The sequence below is a fragment of the Blautia sp. LMAG:89 genome (genome assembly GCF_008679485.1).
GTDB lineage: Bacteria > Bacillota > Clostridia > Lachnospirales > Lachnospiraceae > Blautia_A > Blautia_A fusiformis.
On record NZ_NANC01000012.1, the window covers coordinates 456,037 to 481,598 of the forward strand.

Consider the following 25,562-nt stretch of genomic DNA (forward strand, 5'->3'; position numbering starts at 1 on the left):
TCTGTTTATATCTGTAAAAACTCCAATCCGAAATAATGTTCCATCCATAGCCTGATGGTTTCTTCCGAATCACTTATTTTCGTTTCAATGGATCCATCTTCCTTCTGGATCGTAAGAACATCCCCAGTCAGCGCAACACTTCCTTCTGGTCTGCAGATGCTCACTACTCTTTTTCTGGTAAATAATACATCTGGAGATTTTGCACAATAGAAATTCAGCAGTTCAAAATCTGCTTCTACTGTAGGAGTCTGTGAAAATCTGAGTATTGGCAGATATTTTTCTTCTTTCCTTCGTTCAACAAGTATCTCTCCGTTTGTATTTCCCGGCTTCATGTTAACACGGTACCATCCGTTTTTTTCTCTGTGGATACCATCCTTCATAAGAACCGGCTTCTTGGGACCGGGACCTCCGTATCCTACATCACAGTAATAGCTTCCTTCCTCAAAAATAACAAGGGTTGCCCGGTGCAGGACCGGCGGAAGCTCTTCCCGGTTCCACAATATCCTTACCGCCACAGGGATCACACGGAAATCCAAAGCTTTCAGAAGCTCATAAAACAATTTATTCAGCTCAAAGCAATATCCACCTCGTTTTCTGACAATAATCTTCTCATAAATATCTTCCCACTTCAGAGAAGGAATCCTTCCCTCGTCAAAAACTTCCAGATTTTCAAAGGGAATACTGCAAAGATGAAGGTCCATTATCTTTTCCAGACATTTTTTATCTGTTCTTAATTCACCCTCATATCCGATCCTGTTCAGATATGCCTCCCGTTCTCTGTCATTCATTTTTTCACTCCTGTTCTATTCAAGAAGATAACAGCTGGTATAGGCGATCGTACAGGGACCATAATAGTATTCCAGACCATTTGCCTGGCATACCTGTGTTACCAGCATTCCATAGGCTTCCATCGAAGAAAATGCCTGTTCGGGGAAACGGCATGGAGCATCCGGATATGTACACGTTTTACATTTTGTACAGCACCCGGCCCCTATGGGGAGCATGCCCGGCCATCTTTCTCTGAGCACTTTTTCAAATTCATAAAAATTCTGTTTATGAACCGCTTCGGTCTCCATCATCGTCTCTCCGTCCAGAGGATCCTCCAGTTTCCCCACTGTCTGGACAATAATGCCTTCCCTGTACTTTTCTATCTTTTTTCTGCATACTTCAAGATCTCCGCATCCGGGAGGACAGCTCCAGCGTTTTGCATACATATGGCAGGTATTATTTTTGCACATTTCCCTTACCTCCGGCATAAGCTGGATCGAATCGCTCTTCAGAAGTGCTACATAAGAAAATCCTGCCTTTTTTCCCATCTCTTCCAGTTCTTTTATATTAAGCATATCCATTCTCCTCGCATTACGGAAAGCATAAGCCATCCACAAAACAGTCCTGGAACTCCGGCGAAGCTGCCAGCTCCACAAAATCCATATTTTTGACAGTCCGATCCATTTCTTTTCTTTCCTCTTCATTCAGGAGTGCGATCCTGGCACCTTCGCCTGCCGCATTTCCCACCGGCTGTATACTGGGTAGCAGTCCGGCCGGGAACATCCCGATCGCTGCCGCACTTTCCGGATTCATGTAATTGCCGAATGCACCGGCAAGATAGACCCGTTTAATATCCTTTTCTGTGATCTCCAGTCTTTTCATAAGAAGAAAGATTCCCGCTGCGATAGCCGCTTTTGCCAGCTGTACCTCTCCGATATCCTTCTGTGTCAGATAAACGCCCCTGTCATTTCCCGCCTTTTCCGGAGGTACCAGCACAAACACTCCCGCCTTTTCCTGGCCGCTTTCCAGATGACCACTTTCATCAATAAAGCCAGCCAGGTACAGCTGTGCCACAAGATCGATCAGACCTGAACCGCATAAGCCTGCCGGAGCCTTATTTCCTATAGTCGTGTATTCCCATTTTCCATGTTTGTATACTACATGATCCACTGCTCCTGCTCCTCCACGCATCCCGCACTCGATCTTTGCACCTTCAAATGCCGGACCGGCAGCTGTTGAACAACAGGCTAATCTCGTTTTATTTCCGAGAACCATCTCCCCGTTCGTTCCAATATCGATCATAAGGCTGATCTCGTTCTGCTGATCCTGTCTGAGCGTCAAAATGCAGCCACAGGTATCTGCCCCTACATACCCGGCTATATCAGGCAGCATAAGCAGCTGCCCCTTTCTGTGGATATGGAGCCCATATTGCTCTGCATTCAGTGTAAGCCCCTGACTGATCGCCGGATTATACGGTGCATGGACCAGCGATGCCGGAGAAATCCCAAGAAAAAGATGATGCATGCAGGTATTTCCTACCACAGATACCTGACAGATATCTAATGTGCTTCTTCCTGCTTCCTCTGCCAGTTCCTGGAGCATTTCATCAACCGCATTCCGTATGCAGCCGGTCAGCTGCTCTACGCCATGCTCCAGAGCATGATCCGCCCGCATGATCACATCTGCGCCATACTGAGTCTGTGGGTTCATTCTGCTCTTGAGAGCCAGCTGCTTCCCGGTCAATGCATCCATAAGATAGCCGACCACCGTCGTTGTACCTATATCAAAAGCCGCAAAACAGATTTTTTTCTCTTCTCTGCTGATATCCAGGATCTCATTTCCTGCACAGATCACATACCATTCTTCTGCTTCTTTTCTGCAGCCGTAAAGCTTCGATGCAATTTCAGTATCAGGCAGAACAGGTTTTTCTACATCCAACTGTTCTGTCAGCCGCTCCCATTCAGAGCGGTTGTCTCCTGTCTCCGGTTTCTTAAGAATCACTTTTTTCTGTTTCAGATCAGGCCTGAACGCAACCGGTCTCTGCATTCCTTCTGTAAGGATCTCCTCTTCCTGGCATCCGGACAATGTATCTACTTCAAGGTCACTGTGGATTTCCGTCTGACATGCAAGCACCATGTGATCTTCTATTTTAACACGACATTTCCCGCACTTTCCCCGGCCTCCGCAAGGTGCATCAGGAACCAGCTTTGCTTTTCTTTCCGCCTCAAGGATCCTGGTACCCGGTTCCACCAGGATCTCCTTTTCCTCCCTGATAAATTTTATTCGGTACATTTTCATCCCTCCGATGGTCACTGTAAAGCAAAAGCCGCTCTGCCGTCTATGCCATGCACAGACAATACAGAGCGGCCTGTTTTATTTTCCCTTATGCTGCCAAAGCTTTTGCAAGAACTGCTGCGCTTGCTGCATCTTCTGAATATCCATCTGCGCCGATCTCATCTGCAAATTCCTTCGTGATCGGTGCTCCTCCAACCATGATCTTAACATTGCTTCTGAAATCTTCCGCATTAAGTGCTGCAACTGTATCCTTCAGAGCCGGCATTGTAGTTGTGAGCAGCGCTGAAAGTGCAATTACCTTAACATCCGGATTTTCTTTGTAACATTCAATAACCTTCGATGCAGGTACATCAACACCGAGATCAATAACTTCAAAGCCGGCACTTTCGATCATCATTGCAACAAGATTCTTTCCGATATCATGAAGATCTCCTGCTACAGTAGCGATGATAAGTTTTCCCATACTTCCTGTAGCGCCGGATGCAAGATGCGGTTTCAGAACCTCAACACCCTTTTTCATTGCACGGGCTGCTACCAGCATTTCCGGAACAAAGATTTCTCCGTTCTTAAATCTTTCACCTACAACAGCCATTGCATCGATCATGCTGTTAAGAATCTCTGTTGCCTCACAGCCTTCATCAAGAGCTGACTGTACAGCTGCACCTACAAGTTTTGCTTTTCCTTTTTCTACCAATTCTGCTACTTCTGTGATTTTTGACATAATCAAACACCTCCGCTTTTTATTTTTTATCCGCATTCCGCATATGTATTTTATTTATTTTTTTACAGGTCCGATCAGACCTTCTCTGTATGCTCCGATGTATTCCATACAGTAATCATCCAGACCAAGCAATGCCTCTGTTGCATATACAAGTCCAAGCATATCTCTGTTTGTAGGATCCATGATCGCGCTGTCAAGGCCGGCATTCATTGCAAGTACCACAAATCCGAAATTGATAAGCTTACGTACCGGCAGATTGAAGGAAATGTTGCTGATTGCCGCTGTAATGTGGATCATTGGATACTGTTTACGGACACTTGAAATTACTTCCACATTCATCGCAATACCATCTTCAGATGTACAGAGCATCTCAACCAATGGATCAATATGGATACGATCCGGTGAAATTCCGTACTCTTTCGCTTTTGCCATGATCTTGTCAAATACCTTCAGCCTGTCTTCCGCACTTTTGGGGATACCTGTATCATCGCTTAGAAGCGCGATAACCTGCCACCCTTTATTTTCAGGCTGTGCCATAAGAGGAAAAATCTTATCGATCTTATCCCCTTCACCGGATACAGAGTTAAAAATACCCGGTTTTCTGCAGAATTTGTAAGCTTCTGTAAGAACATCTGCGCTGGGACTGTCTACGGAAATCGGAAGATCTGTCACTTCCTGAATACAGTCGATCATCCATTTCAAGGTTTCTACTTCTTCTGCTTCCGGAACAGATGCGCAACAATCGATATAGCTTGCTCCTGAGTTTGCCTGAGCAAGCGCCCGCTGCTTGATGAATTCTGCATCTCTGTTTGCGATCGCCTCCGCCACAGAGGGGATGGATCCATTGATTTTTTCACCTATGATTATCATATTATTTATCCTCCCGTTAACATATTCTGGCCTGCATCAAGAACTGTTACTGTTCTCTCCGTTCTCAGCAACACGCTTCGCGATATACAAAATTTATGCTAATCTCATAAATTCACGCGGTATTTCCCGGGTTTTCTGTGACCTTTGCTCACAAAAATCACCTCGCGGAATATTACCAATGAACAGTAACCAAAAATTCTTATTTCAGTTCCATGTCTTTTATGTAATAATTGTATCAAAATAAATGCAAAAAACCAGCCGCATTTCATACCATAAACATTGCATTTATTCCTACATTTTGTAGGAATGTTTTTCAGGAAAGACCTTCGTAAGCAGCAATCTAAAATAAGCCCATAAATCATAGATTTGTCTATGATTTATGAGCTTATGCTAACACTTATTTCATATTCCTTAAATTTCCCTGAAATCCGGTGTCCCGTACAGGTCATACGGAGTACTCTGGTATACGTAATAATTCAACCAGTTCGTATACAGGTTGTTGGCATGGGCCCTCCAGGTGAGGAGTGGTTTGTTGTTTGGATCGTCATCTTTGTAATAGTTCTTCGGGATTTCAATAGGCAGACCCTTGGCAAGGTCTCTCTTATATTCGCCATCCAAAGTCACGCGGTCGTATTCCGGATGTCCCATAACAAAGATTTTACGTCCTCCCTCTGCCATTGCAAGGAACAGACCAGCCTCTTCGCTTTCCGCCAGGACCGTAAGGTCTTTGCATGCATGGATATCTGCAATAGGAACTTCTGTGTGTCTGGAATGCGGCGCAAGAAATACATCATCAAAGCCCCGGACCAGCGGAATCTTACGGTTCAGTACCCTGTGCTGGAAAAGTCCGAACATTTTCTTATCCAGAGGTTTTTTCTCCAGGCCATAAAAATGATAAAGACTGGCCTGCGCTGCCCAACAGAGAAAGATCGTGGAAGTCACATGCTTCTCAGTCCAATCCATGATCTCAGTCAGCTCATTCCAGTAATCCACTTCCTCAAAAGGCATCTGCTCCACCGGTGCTCCTGTGATGATCATTCCATCAAATTTACGTTTCTTTATATCGGTGAATGTTTCATAAAACTTGTTCAGATGGCTGAGAGATGTATTCTTGGCTTCATGGCTCTCCACAGCCATAAATGTCACATCCACCTGCAGCGGTGTATTGGAAAGAGAACGCAGAAGCTGCAGCTCTGTTTCTTCTTTCAGCGGCATCAGATTCAGGATCAGAATATGGATCGGACGGATATCCTGGTGCATGGCACGTTTTTCGTCCATTACAAATATATTTTCTCTCTCCAGGATCTCCTTTACCGGAAGATCCCCCTGTGTTTTGATCGGCATTGTTTGCCCTCCTTATATATGAAGCGTCTCTTATAAAGGAGCCGCTCGGCTTTTTTCTTCAAATAAAAAGTATCTCCAGTCTGTACGGCCTTTACTGCACTCCGGCAAGTTTCCGAAAATCTTCTTCTGAAAGGATCGGAATCCCCAGTTCTCTTGCCTTTTTGTTTTTGGATGAATTGGACTGGATGTCGTTATTGATCAGATAATTGGTCTTTTTGGTAACTGAACCGGTAACCTTGCCTCCCAGGGATTCGATCAGCTCTTTGGCCTCACTTCGATTTCCAAAGTGCACCAGACTTCCTGTGATCACAAAATTCATTCCTTCAAAGATCTGTTCCTGTTTGGGACTATCCTCCTGAATATGAAGAAATCTCATCAGATGATCCAGGCGGCGATTATTATCCTCATCCCTAAAATAAGCTACCAGATTTCCGGCAATGACCGGCCCGATGGTATCAATATCACTGACCTCTTCCAGACTGGCATGACGTATCCTGTCCAGATCATTGTCAAAATGACGGCAGATCACCTTTGCATTAGCCAAACCGATATTTGCGATCCCAAGACTGTAGATCACCCTTGGAAGTGTAGTCTCTTTCGCCCGTTCCAGACTTTCCATAAGATTATCATAGGATTTCTGCCCAAAGCCTTCCATTTCCACGATCTCATCTTTATACCGGCTGATCTCAAAAATATCGCCAAAGTCATGGATAAATCCCCTGGCAATAAATTTCTCCAGTGTTGCCTCGGAAAGTCCGTCGATATTCATGGCATCCCTGCTTGTAAAAAGCCCAAAGGATTTGATCTTCTTGGCCGGGCATCCCGGATTGACGCAGAAAAGACATTCCACATCGTTTTCTTTCTTTACTACCGTTTCCTGTCCGCAGGCCGGACAGGTATGCGGGATCGGTGCATTACCGCTTCCGGTCAGATTTTCCGCAATCTGAGGAATGATCATATTTGCTTTGTATACACGAATGGTATCTCCGATCCCCAACTTCAGTTCCTTCATGATACTGATGTTATGCACACTGGCCCTGCTCACTGTGGTGCCTTCCAGTTCCACCGGCTCAAAAATTGCTACCGGATTGATCAGTCCGGTCCTGGACGGGCTCCACTCAATCTCCAGGAGTCTCGTATCACGCATCTCATCGGCCCATTTAAATGCCATGGCGTTCCTTGGAAACTTGGCCGTAGTTCCCAGAGATTCTCCGTAAGCAATATCATCATACAATGCCACAAGCCCATCTGACGGAAAATCATTGGTCGTAACTGCTTCCGCAAAGTAATCCATCGCTTCATCCAGAGTTTCCGCTGTGACTTTTCGATATTCCACAACCTCAAAGCCCTGTTCATTCAGCCACCGGAACTGTACCTCCCTGGAATTCCGGAAATCCACGTCTTCCGCACTCACTAAAGAAAAAGCATAAAACCGTACGTTTCTCTTCGCTGTAATTTCGTTATTCAGCTGGCGGACAGAACCACTGCAGAGATTTCTGGGATTTTTGTATTTGGCATCTGCATCTCCGATGGTTTCGTTGATCTTTTCAAAATCCGAATAGGTAATGATGGCTTCTCCGCGAAGTACCAGTCTCCCTTTAAAAGAAATTTTCAGAGGTATGTTCTTAAATACTCTGGCATTATTGGTAATAACCTCTCCCACAATACCATTTCCTCTGGTAACTGCCTTTATAAGCTCTCCGTTTTCATAGGTAAGCACGATCGTTAAGCCATCCAGCTTCCAGGATAAAAGTGTAGGATGTTCCCCGATAAACTCTCTCAAAGCTTCTCTCTCTTTGGTCTTATCCAGAGACAGCATCGGTCTCTCATGTTCCTCCTTTGGGAGCTGCTCCACTGCCTCATATCCTACATTAACGGTTGGACTGTCTGCCAGAACGATCCCTGTTTCTTTCTCCAGTGCGCTCAGAGTGTCGTACAGGGCGTCGTACTCCACGTTGGACATGATCTCCCTGTCTTCCTGATAATAGGCCCTGGACGCTTCCCGGAGCTTTTCTCCCAGCTCTTTCATTTTTTTTATGGATGATTCGTTCATGGCTTCCTCCCGTCCTTTTTTCTGATTTTTCGGAGGAAAGCATCTCCTCCAGTTCTTTTCGTTCTTCCGGCCGGATCTCACGATATTTCCCCTCTTCCAGGCCATCAATATACAGATTCATGATCCGAACACGTTTCAGTGTTACGACTTTATATCCGAAATATTCACACATACGACGGATCTGGCGGTTCAGACCCTGGGTAAGGATGATACGAAAACTGTTTTTCCCTGTTTTTGTAACCTTGCAGGGACGTGTGACCGTATCAAGGATCGGCACTCCGCCGCCCATACCACGGATAAATTCTTCTGTCACCGGTTTATTCACGGTCACTTGATATTCCTTTTCATGGTAGTTCCCCGCCTTCATGATACGGTTCACCAGATCTCCTTCATTGGTAAGGAGAAGCAGTCCTTCGGAATCTTTATCCAGCCGTCCTATGGGATAGATCCGCACCGGATAATCCAGATATTCTGTTACTGTCATCTCATTCCGCTGCTGCTTGGTGCTGCAGACAATCCCTTTTGGTTTATGAAAAAGAAGTAGGATCTTTTTTTCCTGTTTTTTTACAGGCTTTCCGTCAATACAGATCTCCGCATCCGGAAGGATCTTCATTCCTGTGGAAACCAGTTCTCCATTAGCAGTAACTCTCCCCGCTTCTGTCAGTCGGTCTGCCTCTCTTCTTGAGCAGACTCCTATATCGCTTAAATATTTATTGATTCTGATTTTTTCGTCCATTGTTCTATTATATATTTTTTCTCATGCGTTCGCAACCGGTTATTTTTCTTGTATTTTCTTTCTCATTATTGTATGATAAACAGAAATATACTTAAATATCAGGAGGAAAAACATGTCAGAGCATACTCCACGTATGAACCGGCTGCTGATCTTTGTCGCTGTTTTCCTGTGTCTGATCTGCGGTATTCTCTTTACCCAGTCATCGGCCGGTCCTTTTGAAAGCAGCAGTACTTCCGTAGTTTCCATAAATACCAGCGATATTTCGACTATTGAACCAAGTTCAGATCGCGATCACCATACAGATGTATCGATATCTTCCGGCGCTCCCTCACCTTCCGCCACACCGTCTCCTGTTCCCACAGAGATTCCCGAAACAGAAAAGGTTTCGCCGGAGGCAGAAAACGGAGTCTGGACACCGGATGGCACCAACTGGAAATTTATGGTTGACGGAACCGCCTATACCGGATGGCTTACCGACACAGATGGTCATCGATATTATTTCAATAAGGACGGAATCATGCAGACCGGCTGGATCACCCTAGGCAAAAAACGTTATTATCTGGACGAAGACGGAATCATGCAGACCGGAACCATCACCGTAAATGGAAAAAAATACACATTGGCAGCAGACGGTTCACTCAAAAAATGATCTTTCGTTATATCAGAGCAACAAAAATGCAGGTTCTTCCGGAACCTGCATTTTATTAACCCTTATTATTCTAACAGACCACTATAGACATAACCGGTCTGTCCATCATAATCAACCTGTATCCAGTCGCCTTCCTGCCCTTTCTTTTCAACTTCCGTTCCTGCAGAAAAACCACCGATAACCTCACCCTCTGAATCTGCGGAAGCACGAACATTACAATCCTCTGTAACTGTAAGCATTGTTCCTGCATCTGCGGAAGCACTGGCATCTTCACCAAGGCCCTGAAGGAATTCTGCCAGCGAGGGATCACTCTCCTGCGCAGCTTCATAGTCCGTCTTTACCTTTGTGATAAGCTCCTGCACATCCTTCTCAGATTCCAGTTTTTTCACATAGGCACTGATATCTGCATCGTCATCAGCACCACCTTTGATCTTCAGATTGCCGTCACTGCCCGTCTCCACATAAAACTGGCTCAGTGCCGGAACCGGAGTCTCAATTCCAGTACAGATATAATTAAAGACTACATAAACGACATACGAATCGTCCGTCAGTCCCTTCTTAGCGTAAACATTCTGTACCTCATACCCATCAATATAATCCCTTGAATTAATCTGCGACTCGTCAGCCGGCGTAAATCCGTCCTCAATCGTCTTAAGTGTTGCAATGTCTTTTTCCCCAAAAGCTTTATAATAGCTCTGAATCAGCTCGGTTACTTCCGTGCTGGCTTTTTCCATGGTTGTCTCCGCATCCGTATCTGCCGCGGAACTGGCGTCTTTCTTCTCGTCTGTCTCCCCATCATTTGCCGGAGAAGAAGGATCATTTTCCTGGTTACTTTGGGCTGTTGTCTGATCTTTATTGGAATTCCCCTTCTTACCTCCAACACAGGCGCGGACGCCAAAGATCAGAACAAGCACGATCACCAGAATGGCTCCGCCTAACATAAAATAGCGAAGGTTATCTGATAACCATTCTCTGAAATCATCCAAGTTCTTGTCCTCCTTATCATAACAACACGCCGGAACAATTCCCACTGTTCCGGGTAACACACCTGAAGGGAATCGAACCCCCGCACATGGTACCGGAAACCACTGCTCTATCCACTGAGCTACAGGTGCATAATGAAAAACATAACTTCTAAATTCAGGTATGAAATTATCAAAGTAGGTTTACACTGTTTATGATTTTAACACAAATCCATGAAATTGTAAAGATTTTTTTAAACAGTACATATTCATCATACATTTTATGGTTGCTATTCACTCCGTTCTCCGTATCATTTTACGCACTTTAGTCATTTTTCCAGGCCAGAAGGGCGAACACATTCACCCTTCAAACCTGTATACCACATATTTTTCTGTCTGTGCAATAGGGGTACATCCTGCCTGACGAATATAGTCATGATTTGTAAGATCTATCGGAAGAACGAGATAATCGGTTTCCGTTCTTTTCAATACCTGCCGGAACTTATCGATCCCTACATCCATCTGATAACTGATCACATCCATGATCACTTTCTGGATCTGGTAGGCCTTGCTGTTTTCGTAGTTTCCTACCACAGTACTTCCTGCACGATACAGGATAAAATTACGATCCAAAACAAGGATCAGTGACGGATCATACTGTCTAGCCACCAGATTCAGCTCATTGTCAAAAACAACCTTGGGTTGTTCTTTATCGCAGTCCTGATGGATCACATCGCATACTGAGCGCAGCTCATTCGGGACTTTATAGATGTTTTCCGCCATCACATAATCTTTTGCAATGCCGGGAACAGGTGTCCCCGTAGTGACGATCACTGCCGCAAGGATCAGCGCTGTTACAGCCTTCAGCCATCGAAACCTTACCGCTTCTACGATCCGTACAGCATAATAGGCAGCACCCGGGATCACCGGAAGGATCCAGATAAAACGATAATATTCACTTTCAAAATGTACCTTTGGTATCACATATTTTACAAGAACCGGATTATATACCGTAAGTGCCAGAAAGACTAGATAATACAGGAACACTCTGGATTCTTTTCTCCTGCGGTAAAAAATATCCCAGAGTATACCTGCCAGAAAAAATACAGGCAGCAGACAGCCACTCCAGTAATTTTCCATACAGATCTGCACAAAACGCAGTCCCAGTTCTTCGATCGTTACTCCCGCCATTTTCTTCTCCTATCCATAGTATCTTCCCAGTTTCCTATGATGCCGGAAATGCGATCCATCCAAGCTTCGCCGAAAAATAAACCAGGGCATACAAAAATCCCGGCAGCATACAAAGTGCATAGGGAATCGCGTAGGAAAGCTTTTTCTTCAGTACCATCACCGGAAGGATCGCCGTACTGACTACTGCAGGATAAATAAGGGAGGATCCTGAAAACGTCAACGCACTGACTGCAGCAATGAAAAGCAGTACCCAGCTCTCTTTATTTCTGCCATCTTTGTTGAGCCAGAGCCGTATACTTACCAGAAGCGCTGCCGGAATGGAAATATTTGCCAGCAGGGCCTTCCCTTCATAAATCCGCATAAACGCAAAGGTTCCTGTTGTATAGATAGAAAAAGAAAACAATTGCATCAGACACACAAAAAGAACCATCAGGTCTGCTTTTTTTTCATCTCCACGAAAAAAGCTTTTTCCGATCTGGTAGATCAGAAGATTGATCATCAGCATGTTGATCACAGACATCACGACCTTGGACTGAACGATCGGGTGGATGCCCAGAAGGACACACCACACCGCATTGTTCATCGGATATGCAGAAAGATCATAGCGGAGATTAAAATTTCTCTGGATAACACCGGTAAGCGGACTGTATCGGGCAAGAGTGTCTGTATACACAGAAGTGCTTACTGCACCAATATAATGTGTTGCATCTGCAGTAACATCCTGATATGCAGCCACCAGAAAACACTGCAGGATCACTGCCGCAGCGGTCAAAAGCAGCAGCAGTGAATGCTTCCGAAATGTTTCTCCTATCCGGTCCAGCTGTCCCTTCCAAAGTTTATGCGCAAACAGACATGCTGCCAGTACACAAGCTGCCATGATCACCATCCACAGATACGAAAAGGTACTCAGTTTTACCCATTTCAGTGTCATAGGAACTGCAAGTATCTCAAAAGCCGCAAAATACAGAAGATATCCCAAGACCAATTCCATGGTTACTTCCGCCTTCATTTTCAGTATCCGTGTCAGCAGACTTCCTGCACAGAAAAATACCAGCAGCTCCAGGATCAGTCCGGCAATTGCCAGTATCAGCTCCTGCATTTCACACCTTCTCTCCGGCTTCTCTGGCAAGGATTCCCATTGCAACCTTCTCCGGAGTGATCGGGAGCTCTCTGACACGTACACCTGTTGCATTATAAACCGCATTGGCAATAGCCGGACAAGGTGTATCGATCACAAGCTCACCAATGGATTTTGCACCGAAAGGACCTGTCTTCTCGTAGCTGCTCTCAAACTCGATCCGCACCTTCGGAATATCCATACGGTTGGGGATCTTATACTGCATAAAAGAATTGTTACGGATCTTTCCCTTATCTGTATACTGCACATCCTCATACAGAACCATTCCGATTCCCTGACCGATACCGCCTTCTGCCTGCACTCTGGCAAGATTTGGATTGATCGGAGTTCCACAGTCGATCACGCCCACATAATCAATGACATCGATCTGTCCGGTCTCTTTATCGACCTCCACTTCAGCGGCACCTACCATAAACGGTGGCGGAGAGATCGGAGAAGAATATTCTTTTACAACCTGAAGCTCACTGCAGACTCCACAGGTCGCTCTTCCTGCAATCTGCTGCAGCGTTACCTCTTTTCCGTCTTCTGTGCGGACTTTTTCTCCGTCAAAATCAGAATCCTCTGCAGATACTCCAAGCATCTGTGCGCCAAAAGCGTGGATTCTCTTTCTGAGTTCTCCGCAGGCCTGGATCACGGCATTTCCGGTTGCATAGGTTGTGGAAGATGCATAAGAACCGGAATCATAGGGAGAAATATCTGTATCCACACTGAATACCACGATATTTTTCATATCTGTATCCAGACAGTCTGCTGCCATCTGAGCAAGAATGGTATCACAGCCGGTTCCCATATCAGAACATCCAAGTGCCAGGGTATAGGAACCATCCTCATTTAATTTAATGTCTGCTCCGCCGACATCGATTCCTGCAATAGATGAGCCCTGCATGGCCATAGCGATACCGACACCCCGTACTTTGCCGTTACCCATATCACGGAACGGATATTTCTCATCCCATCCGATCATTTCCTTTGCACGGGCGAGGCATTTATCCATGGTACAGCTGCCGTTGATCGGTACATCCGGATATCCCGGAAGTGCCTCTCCCTCCATAGGCATGTTCAGCTCGCGGAATTTTACCGGATCCATCCCCATCTTATGAGCCAGCTCATCTGCTGCGGACTCCACAGCAAAAATACCCTGTGTGGCACCATAGCCACGATAAGCGCCAGCTGCCTGCATATTGGTGTAAACAACATCATAGGCAAAACGGTAGGCTTCCGTATGACGATACAGTGCAATGGATTTATGGCCTGAAAGTCCTACGGTTGTAGGCCCATGCTCTCCATAGGCACCGGTGTTGGAAAGAGTATAAAGATCGATTGCCTTTACAATACCGTTTTCATCTGCACCCATACGGATATGGACTTCCATCTCATGACGCGGAGAAGACGCGATCATGGATTCCTTTCTGGAAAAAACGATCTTGGACGGACGCCCGGTAACCCATGTTACCAGTGCCGGGAAAACCTCACTGACAGAAGACTGTTTTGCACCAAAGCCCCCGCCGATACGAGGCTTGATCACACGAACTTTGGAAGACGGAATGTTCAGCGCATTTCCTACGATCCTTCGGATATGGAACGGGATCTGAGTGGAAGAAACCACCGTCAGTCTCTGAAAATGGTCCATATAACAGTAGGTACGGAAGGTCTCCATCATGGTCTGCTGATTTGCCTTTGTGTGGTAAACCTGGTCTACTGTATACGCACATTTTTCCAGCATGGCATCCACATCACCCACTTTTTCTACATTGGAGGAACAGAGATTACGCTTATTATCTCCGCCGGCCGGGATCGGCATATACCAATCATCCTCCGGGTGCACCAGAATGGGATTATCCTTGGCTGTGTGGATATCCAGAACCGCTTCCTCCACACGATATTTTACCTTAATGCGCTTCAGGGCTTTATCTACTGCCTCTTCTGTCTCACCGGCTACGATGGCAACCGGATCCCCTACAAAACGCACATGCTTATCTATGATATAACGATCCCATGGACTGATCTCAGGCGCTGTCTGTCCGGCCAGGGTAAATCTTTTGTGGGAAACATCCTCATAGGTCAGAACACAGGCAATCCCCTCGATCTTCTTTGCAGCATCTGTCTTGATCTCTTCCACCCAGGCATTGGCATGAGGACTTCTTAAGATCTTGACGATCAGGCAGTCAGAAGGTGCAAGATCATCGGTATAGACCGGTTTTCCGGTTACCAGCGACATTGCATCTGTTTTTGGCACCGGCTTGTTTACGTATTTCATTTTCCTTCCTCCTGTCCTTTTTTATAGTCGAGAAATTTCAGGATACTTCTGGTCTGTCCCACAAATCCCGAGCAACGGCACAGATTTCCGGAAAGATACTCCAGGATATCCTCTTCTGTGGGATCTTCCAGTTCCTTTAACATGGCAAATACATTCATGATAAATCCCGGATTGCAGAAGCCGCACTGCTCTGCTCCCTCATTTGCCATAAAAGCGCCGAATTCCTTTGCTTCCTCCTGCATTCCCTCCAGAGTCACGATCCGTTTCCCGTCTGCGCGGGCAGCCAGCATGGAGCAGGACAGTACCGGACGTTCATCCATCAGCACAGTACAGAGACCACAGTTTGCAGTCTCACAGCCACGTTTTACGCTGTAACAGCTGTTTTTCCGCAGGAAATCCAGAAGCAGTTCATCCGGACGTACCTCGGCCTGCCGTTTTACACCATTCAGCCAGAAAGTGATATTCATTCTGCTCTCCCTCCGATCTCTTCCCAGGCTCTTCTTGTAAGGACTTTCACAAGAAGACTTCTGTATTCTTTTGAAGCACGCATGTTCTTGTCTGTAGAAACATGTTCCGCCGCATATGCGGCAAAAGATGCTGCTGCATCCTTTTTCTGCTGTGCATCCATCTGTACAAAATCTTTTAAGATTTCCTCTTCATCTTCCACGATCATTGCTTTTCCGGGTCTGGCCCCAATGACAGTTCTTGCTTTTCCGTCAATAAGAGCGGCCGCACAGGTGAGCACAGGAAAATCTGTGGAATTGTTCCGCTGACTTAAGTACACACTGTTCAGCGGCTGTTTTTTTACAATGATATTTACCAGGATATCGTTATCCTTTTCCATGGATGCAAACTGTGCCAGCGGAATGGTTCCGCCATTGTACAGCTCCACCCAGGTATCCAGTGCCAGAAACATGGTCAGTACATCGGAAAATCCGAATCTTCCGAAAATACTTCCGCCCACTGTGGCACAGTTTCGAAACTGCACACCCACAATGTGCCGTACACTTTCACGGATAGCACTGTTTGTATAGGCATTCAGCTCTTTGTGGGTTTCCAGCGCATGAAGTGGTGTCATGCAGCCGATCACAAATGCTTCTTCTGTTTCTGTAATAGTATCCAGCCCAAGACCTGACAGGTCAATGGCTGTCATGATGTTCCTGTTTCCCATTTTCAGCCAGACCATACCGCCCAGCACACAGGCTGTTCTTTTCTGGTTCAGTTCATATGCCTGTTCAAGGCTTTCTGCCTTTACGTAATTCTTTATCTTCAGCATACTTTATTCCCTTCTGAATTCTCATTCTCTTTCTTTACGGCTGTTTTTTCAGCCGAGCATTTATTTTAACAGACTGTCAGCTAAATAGCTATTGTTTTTTTCTCTGCTGTTCTGATGCCGCATCAGTCAGCGGTCTCCAGAACGATAAACTGATACGGTTTCAAAATGATCTCTTTTTCTGTGATCTCCACAGCTTTCTGATTATTCAGAAGCACCTCTTTTACTTCTCCCGGCAAAGATACCTTCTGTGACTGTGCCTGCATATTTCCCAGGATCAGAAGATTTTTCTCACCGTTTCTTGTATATGCGATCAGATTCTTCTGTTCTTCCTGATATGGAGCGAATGTTCCGTATACAAGCGTTTCTTTATATTCCGGAGCTTTTCTCAATGCAGTCAGCTTTTTGTAGAAAGAAAGGAGGGAATTACTATCCGTTAACTGGGACTCTATATTAATCTCCTTATAATTGGGATTGACCCCAAGCCACGGCTCTCCTTCTGAAAATCCCGCATTTTTCTCTGCGCTCCACTGTACCGGAGTTCTGGCATTGTCTCTGGAAAATGCGGAAGCAGCATCAAGCGCTTCTTTTTCACTGCATCCGGCACGGAGCGCTACCTGGTATTCATCGATGGTACTGATGTCATCGATCTGAGCCATAGAAGTAAACTCCATATTTTCCATACCGATCTCCTGCCCCTGATAAATAAACGGAATTCCCTTCAGCAGGAAATAAACACCTGCCAGGAGCTTCTTTGAATCCGGACAGCGATCTTCCGGAGAAATATAGTGACAGACACCTCTTGGCTCATCATGATTCTCAATAATGTTGGAGATCATGCCGGTATCCCCAATCTTTTTCTGCGTATGGAAAATACACTTCTTGTACTCTTCCGGAGTCAGGTACGGTTTGGATGCATACCAGCCATCCTCGCTCTTTCCGTAACAGGTTTCTTCAAAATCAAACATGGATGAAAAATATCCGTTTTCTCCGATAAAATCTTTGATCTCATCTTCCTTTTCATTGAAGACCTCTCCTACAGTAAAAGCATCATAGGGATGAAAACACTTCTCAGCCATCTCTCCCAGAAATTCTCCAATCCCTTCTGCCTCCTCCAGCATCCTCCCGACGCTGCAGAGCCCATCTGCACGATCGGCAGGATAATCGGAAAACGGAAGCTTCTTCTTGATATTGATAATGGCATCAATACGGAATCCGCCAAGCCCTTTTTCCATCCACCAGCGGATGTTTTTGTAGACTTCCTCTCTTACTTCAGGATTCTCCCAGTTGAGATCCGGCTGCTTCTTGTGGAATACATGGAGATACTGTTTATCCGGATGTCCCGGAAGCTCTTCCCATGCCGGACCACCGAAATAGCTTCTCCAGTTGCAGGGAGCTTTGCCATACTTTTTGTCCCGGATATAAAAGAAATTTCCATACTTTCCGTCCGGATCCTTAATAGCCTGCTGAAACCACTCATGCTCATCGGAGCAGTGATTTACCACCAGATCCATAAGGATGTACATTTCTCTTTTTTTTGCTTCTGCGATCAGACGATCCATATCCTCCATGGTCCCAAACCTCGGATCAATCGCATAATAATCTGCAATGTCATATCCCTGGTCTGCAAGGGGAGATTTATAGATTGGGGAAAGCCAGAGGATATCTGCTCCCAGTTCCTTAAGATAATCAAGCTTGCTGATGATTCCTGGGATGTCTCCGATTCCGTCTCCGTTGGAATCATAAAAGCTCTTGGGGTATATCTGATATACCACTTTGTCATGCCACCATTTTCGTTTCATCGTAATTCCTCCTATGCCTGTTTGATCATGCAGTACTGCTTCAGATCAAATCCTTTTTTCTGTACAATGCCGTATAATTTAAATCCGAATTTCTCATACATAGAAACATTTGCCGGATTATGGGTTTCCAGAGAGATCATCAACTTATGCCTGTCCGCATAATCGATCACCTCATCCATCAGCTTTTCAGCAAGACCGTGATGCTGCATCTTCGGCGCCACTGCCAGATAGATCACATGAAGTCTTTCTGCTGTATGAAGCTGGGAAGTCCAGCTGGAATTCAGATAGTCTTTTCCCTGGATGAATTTCCGCAGGGTCGCAAGACTTGGATCCTCTTTGATCAGATAGCCATCTGTTTTCAGAAGGGCAAAAAAATCCACCATCAGATTATGTAAGGCTGCTTCATGCTCTGTTCCGTCGGATACTACCAGGATACTGTTCAACTCACTGCTGTCTGCATAAATCTCGCAGGTCTCAAAAAACTCCGTAAGATCACAGGTAAAAAGCTCCGGCATCAGCCGTTCTCTGGTATCCCTGTCCGGGATCAGTGCATGATACAGAGGATCCTCCGAAAAACATACGGTCAATATCCGGATCAGCTTATCCAGATCTTCTTCTTTCACTCGGTATAAATTATGGCTTTCCATTCTTTCCTCCAGGTATGGTTTTATTCTGTTCCTTTTTCAAACATATCACTGACCTCGCAGATCAGATTCCTGAGCTTTTCCACTGCACGGATCAGATATTCAATATCATCGGCATAATAACGCTTCTGTCTTTCCCAGGCTTCCTTGAGGCTCTGCTTTTCTGCCTCCAGACTGTCACCCGGCTTCTTTTCCTTCAGACTTTCCACAAGATCATAAAGGTTCTCATGGTGGATGATCCTGCCCTTCCCCCACATCAGGCGATCCGGGGACTGCTTCAAGATATATTCCGTAAAATGATAAAAGACTTCCCGCTCAAACTGAAAGGCATAACAGTTGTTGTCAATACTGTAAAAAGCCTCCAGCGCAGGTGCGATCTCTCCTTTTTCCAGATATCCCATCGCTTTCTTCAGTGCATAAAGATTGTTCTGCACTGCCTGCTGCGGAAAGATCACATTGTCATCCCAGTCCAGACGTACCAGATAATCCTGGGATTTCCGGAATACACCGAGAAGCTTTTCGGTAATGGCATCGGCTTTTTTCCAGTCACGTTTTTCTTCCGGAAGGCTGTTGAAGTGCCGTACCTGCTCTGCAAGGATGGCAGCCGCTTTTTTTGCCTCTTCTGTTTTTTTCAGAAGGAGTGTACTGTCGGCGCCGATCTGCATACACAGATCCGTATCCAGGGTCTTAATACTTTGGTCCAGTACCCGCCCGAAATCCATTGGCGGCAGAGCAAGGCTGTCAATAGCCAGAAGAAGTTTCAGATAAAATTCATGATGGAATCTGTATACCTCTTCCTCATAAACATCCTGGTTATCGTATTGGGAATGATAATAATTTTCCATAAACGGACCACCGCTGAAATCATTGACCATGGACGGGATCCCGGAAATAGCCATGGTAAAATCATCAGACCAGGTTTCAATGGGGTACAACGTGGTCATGCCCTCCGGATAAATCCCCTCCGGCATCTGCACAGCATCCACGAAGCTACGCACAAAATCCGCATACTCATAGGTACATCGTACTGCATCTCTGGTACTGTGTGCATGAGCCGGAAGCTCAAAATTCAGATCTGCGATCACGTGCCCCTGCCACTCCGGTCTCGCATCAAATACCTGGCGGTAAGCACCTGTGGACCAGTCATATTTTGTGTCGGAAATCCCCCATTCTTCTGCTGCAAGAGCACATACCACAATAGTATGGCGAGGTTTATAGCCACCACGGAGCAGCGCCCTGGCAATTCCAATGATCATGGCCACTGCCGCATTATCGTCCTGAAATCCCTCAAAATAGGAATCATAGTGAGCACTTAACAGGATCATGGAATCCGAATCGGTTCCCGGGATTTTGCCAACGATATTGTAGGTATACTGGTCTTTGATCACCTCTGTGTCCGCATCAAATTCCACGGAAAGCTCCGGAACACGATTCCCATTCTCATTTTTTTCCTCCATCAGCTGACGGATCATAAGAAAATCTGCCCGTGACATGGAAAATGCAGGCGCACAGGAAGGTCCTGCGATATCCTGTGCATTCAAAGCCGTATCATCGATCTGTGCGTATCCTCTGCTCTGTACGGCGATCAGAGCTGCTGCACCCTTCAGGTGTGCCTGATACACCGGGTAGTTGATCCACCATTCTTCTCTCTGATTGATCTCGATAAGAACCAGCTTTCCTTTCACATCGATATCCTTATATTCGTCAGCTGTACCCTTTCCAAGATATACCAGATCAAACCTCTGAAAGCCATTGGTCTTAAAATCTGTCTGATATGCGCCAAGCTGGATCTCCCGGCAGGTTCCCTCTCTGTCATGGCAGCGCATCACAGCTTTTTTAAATTCCCATGCATCCACACGGATCTTATCTTTTTCTACCTGTGTGAAACCGGCTTTTTTCATTTCTTCCAAAAGCATATCTCCGGTTTTTCGCTCTGCCAGGGAGCCTGCTGTACGGTATCCCAGAACCGGATTTGTTTTTTCCTGTTCCATGCGCCTGGCCAGATCATAAGATTCTTTTATATTCAAGCATGAAACACATTTCTCCACGATGTTCAAATTTACTGTCATCCCTTTCTCGGCAGTTCCCTGCCGGCAGTTCCGTCCTCCCGGCAGAGATATTCCTCTAACTGTTATAGATTATACCTTATCAATGTGCGGATTTCCAGATAAAAAAACGCGATTTGTTCTGACAAAAAATCCATCTCACAAATCACGTTATTATAATTTCTTTTTAGCCGGAATACCGAAGCGCATCAATAGGCTTCCTGGATGCTGCCTTGTTAGCCGGATACAGGCCAAAAAGCACACCGATCATCAGAGACATGGTGTTGGTGACACCAGACATGGCTTCCATGATCTCTGACTGATCCACAATGGAAAAAGCGTCTTCGTCCTGCTCAAAGCGTTCCATCAGGAGCTCTGTAAACGCATTTTCTGCCGGCTCCAGGCTATCCTCATCTGCTCCGGATGCGTAAAACATGGTCACATCCAGTACATTATCCGCAAGCCTGGTCATAGTAGAAAACGGGATGATCACCATAAGCCTTTTACGCCGTCGTTTCATTTTCCTTAACCTCCAAATATGCTGTGTATGTTCTCTCTGTTTTAAAAATATTTAAAAGAAAAAATGTGTAAAGTCTTTGTGTGATCTGTGAAAACCCAGTGAAAAAGGCATCCTATTTTTCATATACAAATACAAATAATTAATTATATTTTCTGTCTGCTACCATTATTTTTTGTATATATTAAATATTATTTTAAAAATTATATATTATTTTCTGGTATTTTTTACCGAAATATGTTATAAAAGAAGTAAGAAAAACTACCGGAAATCAGATATTCCTGCTTCCGGTCCGAGATAAAGGAGGTATCTTTATGGCAAAACGTATTATCACCATCAATCGTATGTTTGGAAGCAACGGACGCCTTATCGGCAAGACTCTGGCTGAAAACCTGGACATCGGTTTTTATGATAAAGAACTGATCGACATGGCTGCCAAGAAAAACAATATCCCCTTCGACACCCTGGCAAAGGTAGACGAGAAAAAAGCCAGTCAGTGGGTATTTCCCGTTGACAGTGAGCTGCAGTTTACAGATAATTTCTCTTTTGTACCAATGAACGATGTGCTCTATGATCTCCAGAGAAAGATCATCCTGTCCCTTCCGCAGAGAGAGGACTGCGTAATTGTCGGCCGCTGTGCAACCAGTATCCTGAAGGATAAATCACTTAAACTTTTTATCCATGCACCTTTTGAGGAAAGAGTTCAGAATGTGATACGCCGTACCGGCAGAGAAGAAGCCAGCGCACGGAAACTGGTCAAAAAAATGGATAAAGAGAGAAAGGCTTACTATGAATACTTTACAGACAGCAAATGGCTGGATATGACACAGTATGATCTCTGTATTGACAGCAGCCGGTTTTCTATGGAGCAGATTATTGAGATTGTAAAGAGATGTCTTTAGGATTCTTTTTTTCTGAAAATTTTTTCTGAAAAATGTTTTTACGCTTTGGAAGCGTAAGTGAAACCGCAGGGGAGGGGAAGCACTCGTAGTTGCGAAAGGCCGTTTCCCCTCCCCTGCACCCCTTCCCTCAGGCCCCGCTATGAACCGTACGTTTTAGTTATGTTACGTTGTTGACAGGGTGATGGATTTTGCGTTTGTTTAAAACGCCAGGCTGTGCCGATCTCATCGGCATAACACCTTTCAACAAGAAGACGTATCCTTCCCACCATTCCAACACATTGAGCAACACCAAAATATTTATTGACCAGACGCTATTCTTCCCACACCTCCAACTGCGGACGCTCAACTCATCAAAACGTAAGGACAGGACACCACGCGTCCGCTTCTACCTCTCCGGCTGAAACGTCAGCCGGGGAAGTGACAGTCCTCCGGGCTGCTACGGAGAAGGGGTGATGATGGTTAGGTTGCGGGAGACGGCGTTATTGCGGAAGGGCCCAGCTGTTTGAGCCGAAGGTGAGTTCTGGGCCCTTCCGCAATGGTTTTAGCCGGCTCACGGAACCTTAGCAGCATCCCCCGACGGAGTCCGGCCCGGAGGACTGTCACTTCCCCGGCGTCCGTTCACCAATATACTCTTTCAAAAACTCATATATATCCCCCTCCAACGGCGGACACCCCTCCACATAATTCTGAAACTTACAGGTACAGTGTCCCACACCAAGCACTCCTGTCTTACCACGATACCCCTGTCCGATGCAGATCTTTTCATCCAGTTTCTCAAAAAGCCCCTCTTCCTTCAGCATCTCCAATGCCGGGATCAGATACCCGTAGCAGGCACTGCAGGATTCCACTTCCTCCACGGCATCCGCAAGCTCCACAACCTTTCTGGATACCGGCATCCTCTGATCCGCACCATCCTCCAGAAATCTGACATCTGCTTTGGAAATATCTGAACAGCCCACGCCAAGATCACCTGCCAGCTTCACATAAGGAACCTCAGCTACCTCATAATGCATCATCTGACACACATATGCATCCACAAGAACCGGATCACAGGCAGCCATCACCCGGTTCATCACAACAGGATTTCCGCCATCTTCAAAATCCAGATCCCCGCAGATATTATCCACAACAATAAAGTCCTGCTGTATCCCCATATTCAGATGAGCAATGGGTTTATGAAGCCCCAGAGAATGAAACCGTCTCTTTTCCTTATTTGGAATCAACCCCTTCATATTCTTAAGGGCACAGGTGATCTTTGTCTGACAATGGCCTTTCAGAACTGGCACATTGATCAGAAAATCAAGCTCCTTTACCCGCTCACAGACATTCAGCTCCATTCCGCCGCAGTCCACAGAAATACCCTTATCCTTCTGCATATCCCAGAACGGCACCCGATACTCTTCCTCAAGCCTGTCAAAGCCACAGGTCTCAAAAGCCTCCCTTGTCTTATCTCCTACCCAGGATCCCTCCAGCATCACCATATCCCGGAAGCCATGCTCCTTCAGATACTCGATAATTCCTGCAACCACTTCCGGATGAGTCGTTGCACCCCAGGAAGCCTCTGAAGGAGAAACCAGATTCGGCTTGATCCCGATCTTTTTCTTTCTGTCCCCGATATGGGACTGAAGATCCGCTTTTTCCAGAAGCTCCTTTGTCATTCTTTTATATTCCGTACCACTGGTAATAAAAATCTGATTTTTATCCATAATTATCAAAATTCCTTTCTTTCTGCAATGTGAATGTTGATCCAGATCCACACCAAAGCCCTGCAAAGCTTTTATCATCAGATAAGCCAGACAAAACAGCCGACAAATACAGCAGTCATCACAAGCATCACAATCATAAAAAATACCCTCTCTACCGGTTTCCCGGTAAAAAGGATATTTTATCCGACACAGCAGTCTCGTATTATCTTTCGATCTTTGCCCCGTTCCACCACGGGAATTCTCGGTTCAGCCATTTTCCTGCAAGCTCACTCCATGGTTCACAGGCTCTTGCGATCCCTCTGCCGTTTTCGTTGGCAGTCAGCTCATTTGCCAGGCCGATCCCATGGGGTCCCTGCGGAAAAACATGATACTCCACTGGAATGCCCTTTTTATAGAGTGCCTGAACAAAGAGAAGTGTATTATCCAGCAGCACCGTCTGATCCTCAAAGGTATGCCAGATAAAGGTTCTGGGTGTATCTTCCGTAACCTGAAATTCCAGAGACATCCGATCTTTCAGCTCCTCATAACGATCTCCCAGAAGATTTCGAAAGCTTTCTTCATGACCAGCTTCCCCTGAAGTGATCACCGGATAATTCAGGATCATGCCATTGGGACGGATCCTCTCGTTTTCCATTCCCGTGATTCCGGCCAGCTCCTCAGTATTCCAGAATACTCCCAAAGAAGCTGCCAGATGGCCACCTGCCGAAAAACCTGACACAATGATCTTATTTTTTTCAATATGCCACTTATCGCTGTTCTCTCTGAGAAAAGCTACTGTTTTTGCCAGCTGACGGAGAGCCACCGGATATCTGGCAGGTGCCACACTATAACGAAGTACCACTGCGTGATAGCCCATTCCCATAAACCGGACAGCAATGGCTTCTGCCTCTCTGTCAGAAGTCATGCCATAAGCTCCGCCCGGACAGATCACTATGACCGGACGCTTCTGTCCCGGATAGAGTTCTTCCGACTCCTGCCAGAAATAGGTCTCTATCCATGCCTCATTATAGTCCTTCGTTTTTTCTTCGATCACAATTCTTTCGTTGATCATCCCGGTTTTCCCTTCTTCATTTCATTGCTTCTCTGATCGCTGCAAGAAGTTCATCGTACTCTTCGTAAGCCGGAATTTCCGGATGATCTGCACGGATCTGCTCTGTACTGCGGAAAAGGAAGCCTGCTTTGCTTGCCTGGATCATTCCAAGATCATTGTAGGAATCTCCGCTTGCGATAGTCTCAAATCCCATGGACTGCAGTGCCTTCACAGTTGTCAGCTTGGATTTCTCACAGCGCATCTTAAAGCCTGTGATCTCTCCGTTCTCTGCTACTTCCAGGGAATTACAGAAAAGTGTCGGCCGTCCAAGCTTCTCCATCAGTGGAGTTGCAAACTGTGTAAAGGTATCACTGATCAGTATCACCTGGGAAAAGGATCTCAGCTCATCCAGAAATTCCTTTGCCCCCGGAAGGGGATCGATCTTTGCAATAGTCTCCTGGATCTCTTTCAGTCCCAGACCATGCTCTTTCAGAATTCCAAGTCTCCAGTTCATCAGCTTATCATAATCCGGCTCATCACGGGTTGTTCTCTTGAGCTCCGGGATTCCGCTTGCCTCTGCAAATGCGATCCAGATCTCCGGTACCAGTACACCTTCTACGTCCAGACATGTAATATACATCTTTCATATCCTCCTCTTG

General features: G+C 45.8%; 22 protein-coding genes, 1 tRNA gene and 1 pseudogene. 2 read left to right on the forward strand and 22 right to left on the reverse strand.

Features of this window, described 5'->3' with window-relative positions; genetic code table 11:
- Positions 1 to 5: 5 nt before the first annotated feature.
- The 8 genes and pseudogenes from CCC70_RS15360 to CCC70_RS15395 all read right to left on the reverse strand — a co-directional run.
- Complete coding sequence (locus CCC70_RS15360; RefSeq protein ID WP_059085594.1) at positions 6 to 788, reverse strand: arylamine N-acetyltransferase family protein; 783 nt, start codon at positions 786 to 788, stop codon at positions 6 to 8.
- A 15-nt stretch (positions 789 to 803) separates the two neighbouring features.
- Complete coding sequence (locus CCC70_RS15365) at positions 804 to 1,343, reverse strand: DUF2284 domain-containing protein (protein WP_161208484.1); 540 nt, start codon at positions 1,341 to 1,343, stop codon at positions 804 to 806.
- Positions 1,344 to 1,359: 16 nt separating this feature from the next.
- Entirely contained in the window at positions 1,360 to 3,060 is a 1,701-nt protein-coding gene (locus tag CCC70_RS15370) for an ASKHA domain-containing protein (protein ID WP_287085198.1), read from the reverse strand.
- Between the two features lie 91 nt (positions 3,061 to 3,151).
- Positions 3,152 to 3,784, reverse strand: coding sequence for a corrinoid protein (locus CCC70_RS15375; protein WP_015524728.1), 633 nt, complete (start codon positions 3,782 to 3,784; stop codon positions 3,152 to 3,154).
- 54 nt (positions 3,785 to 3,838) lie between these two features.
- Positions 3,839 to 4,654, reverse strand: a complete 816-nt coding sequence (locus CCC70_RS15380; RefSeq protein WP_021650848.1) for a methyltetrahydrofolate cobalamin methyltransferase — start codon at positions 4,652 to 4,654, stop codon at positions 3,839 to 3,841.
- 411 nt (positions 4,655 to 5,065) lie between these two features.
- The gene (metA, locus tag CCC70_RS15385; protein ID WP_015524726.1) at positions 5,066 to 5,998 is read right to left on the reverse strand and encodes a homoserine O-acetyltransferase MetA; all 933 of its coding nucleotides are present in this window, start codon (positions 5,996 to 5,998) and stop codon (positions 5,066 to 5,068) included.
- 91 nt (positions 5,999 to 6,089) lie between these two features.
- On the reverse strand, positions 6,090 to 8,051 hold the full coding sequence (gene ligA, locus CCC70_RS15390; RefSeq protein ID WP_186582147.1) for an NAD-dependent DNA ligase LigA: 1,962 nt from the start codon (positions 8,049 to 8,051) through the stop codon (positions 6,090 to 6,092).
- An 85-nt stretch (positions 8,052 to 8,136) separates the two neighbouring features.
- Positions 8,137 to 8,787, reverse strand: a pseudogene (locus CCC70_RS15395) (pseudouridine synthase); the annotation flags it as partial.
- Positions 8,788 to 8,899: 112 nt separating this feature from the next.
- Here CCC70_RS15395 and CCC70_RS15400 point away from each other — a divergent pair.
- Positions 8,900 to 9,436: an N-acetylmuramoyl-L-alanine amidase family protein gene (locus CCC70_RS15400; protein WP_118752960.1), complete on the forward strand. Its 537-nt coding sequence runs from the start codon at positions 8,900 to 8,902 to the stop codon at positions 9,434 to 9,436.
- 65 nt (positions 9,437 to 9,501) lie between these two features.
- Here the strand turns inward: CCC70_RS15400 and CCC70_RS15405 are convergent, their stop codons facing one another.
- The 11 genes from CCC70_RS15405 to CCC70_RS15455 all read right to left on the reverse strand — a co-directional run bounded on the left by CCC70_RS15405 (position 9,502) and on the right by CCC70_RS15455 (position 21,268).
- Positions 9,502 to 10,422 (reverse strand): SH3 domain-containing protein, encoded by a 921-nt coding sequence (locus tag CCC70_RS15405; RefSeq protein WP_022426066.1) that lies wholly within the window; start codon positions 10,420 to 10,422, stop codon positions 9,502 to 9,504.
- Between the two features lie 57 nt (positions 10,423 to 10,479).
- Positions 10,480 to 10,551: transfer RNA gene (locus tag CCC70_RS15410), tRNA-Arg, on the reverse strand.
- 207 nt (positions 10,552 to 10,758) lie between these two features.
- Complete coding sequence (locus tag CCC70_RS15415; RefSeq protein ID WP_186582148.1) at positions 10,759 to 11,589, reverse strand: hypothetical protein; 831 nt, start codon at positions 11,587 to 11,589, stop codon at positions 10,759 to 10,761.
- 34 nt (positions 11,590 to 11,623) lie between these two features.
- Positions 11,624 to 12,688 carry a DUF6077 domain-containing protein gene (locus tag CCC70_RS15420; protein ID WP_186582149.1) on the reverse strand — a complete coding sequence of 355 codons (1,065 nt, stop codon included), beginning with the start codon at positions 12,686 to 12,688 and terminating at the stop codon, positions 11,624 to 11,626.
- Between the two features lies 1 nt (position 12,689).
- Complete coding sequence (locus tag CCC70_RS15425; RefSeq protein ID WP_186582150.1) at positions 12,690 to 14,984, reverse strand: xanthine dehydrogenase family protein molybdopterin-binding subunit; 2,295 nt, start codon at positions 14,982 to 14,984, stop codon at positions 12,690 to 12,692.
- Complete coding sequence (locus tag CCC70_RS15430; protein WP_015524717.1) at positions 14,981 to 15,451, reverse strand: (2Fe-2S)-binding protein; 471 nt, start codon at positions 15,449 to 15,451, stop codon at positions 14,981 to 14,983. Before CCC70_RS15430 ends, CCC70_RS15425 begins: the two co-directional genes overlap by 4 nt.
- Positions 15,448 to 16,260 (reverse strand): FAD binding domain-containing protein, encoded by an 813-nt coding sequence (locus tag CCC70_RS15435; protein ID WP_118752957.1) that lies wholly within the window; start codon positions 16,258 to 16,260, stop codon positions 15,448 to 15,450. The genes CCC70_RS15430 and CCC70_RS15435 overlap by 4 nt, the downstream gene beginning before the upstream one ends.
- A 122-nt stretch (positions 16,261 to 16,382) precedes the next feature.
- Positions 16,383 to 18,059 (reverse strand): alpha-glucosidase, encoded by a 1,677-nt coding sequence (locus CCC70_RS15440; RefSeq protein ID WP_287085199.1) that lies wholly within the window; start codon positions 18,057 to 18,059, stop codon positions 16,383 to 16,385.
- Between the two features lie 11 nt (positions 18,060 to 18,070).
- Entirely contained in the window at positions 18,071 to 18,706 is a 636-nt protein-coding gene (locus CCC70_RS15445) for a GNAT family N-acetyltransferase (RefSeq protein WP_015524714.1), read from the reverse strand.
- Positions 18,707 to 18,726: 20 nt separating this feature from the next.
- A complete protein-coding gene (locus tag CCC70_RS15450; RefSeq protein WP_286187021.1) occupies positions 18,727 to 20,772 on the reverse strand; it encodes a M28 family peptidase in 2,046 nt (681 codons plus the stop codon).
- A 163-nt stretch (positions 20,773 to 20,935) separates the two neighbouring features.
- Entirely contained in the window at positions 20,936 to 21,268 is a 333-nt protein-coding gene (locus CCC70_RS15455; RefSeq protein ID WP_118752955.1) for an ABC transporter permease, read from the reverse strand.
- A gap of 311 nt (positions 21,269 to 21,579) precedes the next feature.
- Between CCC70_RS15455 and CCC70_RS15460 the strand changes: the two genes are divergently transcribed.
- Entirely contained in the window at positions 21,580 to 22,167 is a 588-nt protein-coding gene (locus tag CCC70_RS15460; RefSeq protein WP_015524710.1) for a cytidylate kinase-like family protein, read from the forward strand.
- 599 nt (positions 22,168 to 22,766) lie between these two features.
- Here the strand turns inward: CCC70_RS15460 and CCC70_RS15465 are convergent.
- The 3 genes from CCC70_RS15465 to thrH form a co-directional block, all read right to left on the reverse strand.
- Positions 22,767 to 23,873, reverse strand: coding sequence for a DUF362 domain-containing protein (locus tag CCC70_RS15465; protein WP_287085200.1), 1,107 nt, complete (start codon positions 23,871 to 23,873; stop codon positions 22,767 to 22,769).
- Between the two features lie 202 nt (positions 23,874 to 24,075).
- A complete protein-coding gene (locus CCC70_RS15470; protein ID WP_287085201.1) occupies positions 24,076 to 24,924 on the reverse strand; it encodes an alpha/beta hydrolase in 849 nt (282 codons plus the stop codon).
- A gap of 16 nt (positions 24,925 to 24,940) precedes the next feature.
- Positions 24,941 to 25,543: a bifunctional phosphoserine phosphatase/homoserine phosphotransferase ThrH gene (gene thrH, locus CCC70_RS15475; RefSeq protein WP_015524708.1), complete on the reverse strand. Its 603-nt coding sequence runs from the start codon at positions 25,541 to 25,543 to the stop codon at positions 24,941 to 24,943.
- Between the last annotated feature and the right edge of the window lie 19 nt (positions 25,544 to 25,562).

Bases quoted from the DNA above. Each gene is read 5' to 3' on its own strand.
- CCC70_RS15360 (WP_059085594.1), bottom strand. From the start codon at position 788: ATGAATGACAGAGAACGGGAGGCATATCTGAACAGGATCGGATATGAG.
- CCC70_RS15365 (WP_161208484.1), bottom strand. From the start codon at position 1,343: ATGCTTAATATAAAAGAACTGGAAGAGATGGGAAAAAAGGCAGGATTT.
- CCC70_RS15370 (WP_287085198.1), bottom strand. From the start codon at position 3,060: ATGTACCGAATAAAATTTATCAGGGAGGAAAAGGAGATCCTGGTGGAA.
- CCC70_RS15375 (WP_015524728.1), bottom strand. From the start codon at position 3,784: ATGTCAAAAATCACAGAAGTAGCAGAATTGGTAGAAAAAGGAAAAGCA.
- CCC70_RS15380 (WP_021650848.1), bottom strand. From the start codon at position 4,654: ATGATAATCATAGGTGAAAAAATCAATGGATCCATCCCCTCTGTGGCG.
- metA (WP_015524726.1), bottom strand. From the start codon at position 5,998: ATGCCGATCAAAACACAGGGGGATCTTCCGGTAAAGGAGATCCTGGAG.
- ligA (WP_186582147.1), bottom strand. From the start codon at position 8,051: ATGAACGAATCATCCATAAAAAAAATGAAAGAGCTGGGAGAAAAGCTC.
- CCC70_RS15400 (WP_118752960.1), top strand. From the start codon at position 8,900: ATGTCAGAGCATACTCCACGTATGAACCGGCTGCTGATCTTTGTCGCT.
- CCC70_RS15415 (WP_186582148.1), bottom strand. From the start codon at position 11,589: ATGGCGGGAGTAACGATCGAAGAACTGGGACTGCGTTTTGTGCAGATC.
- CCC70_RS15420 (WP_186582149.1), bottom strand. From the start codon at position 12,688: ATGCAGGAGCTGATACTGGCAATTGCCGGACTGATCCTGGAGCTGCTG.
- CCC70_RS15425 (WP_186582150.1), bottom strand. From the start codon at position 14,984: ATGAAATACGTAAACAAGCCGGTGCCAAAAACAGATGCAATGTCGCTG.
- CCC70_RS15430 (WP_015524717.1), bottom strand. From the start codon at position 15,451: ATGAATATCACTTTCTGGCTGAATGGTGTAAAACGGCAGGCCGAGGTA.
- CCC70_RS15435 (WP_118752957.1), bottom strand. From the start codon at position 16,260: ATGCTGAAGATAAAGAATTACGTAAAGGCAGAAAGCCTTGAACAGGCA.
- CCC70_RS15440 (WP_287085199.1), bottom strand. From the start codon at position 18,059: ATGAAACGAAAATGGTGGCATGACAAAGTGGTATATCAGATATACCCC.
- CCC70_RS15445 (WP_015524714.1), bottom strand. From the start codon at position 18,706: ATGGAAAGCCATAATTTATACCGAGTGAAAGAAGAAGATCTGGATAAG.
- CCC70_RS15450 (WP_286187021.1), bottom strand. From the start codon at position 20,772: ATGACAGTAAATTTGAACATCGTGGAGAAATGTGTTTCATGCTTGAAT.
- CCC70_RS15455 (WP_118752955.1), bottom strand. From the start codon at position 21,268: ATGAAACGACGGCGTAAAAGGCTTATGGTGATCATCCCGTTTTCTACT.
- CCC70_RS15460 (WP_015524710.1), top strand. From the start codon at position 21,580: ATGGCAAAACGTATTATCACCATCAATCGTATGTTTGGAAGCAACGGA.
- CCC70_RS15465 (WP_287085200.1), bottom strand. From the start codon at position 23,873: ATGGATAAAAATCAGATTTTTATTACCAGTGGTACGGAATATAAAAGA.
- CCC70_RS15470 (WP_287085201.1), bottom strand. From the start codon at position 24,924: ATGATCAACGAAAGAATTGTGATCGAAGAAAAAACGAAGGACTATAAT.
- thrH (WP_015524708.1), bottom strand. From the start codon at position 25,543: ATGTATATTACATGTCTGGACGTAGAAGGTGTACTGGTACCGGAGATC.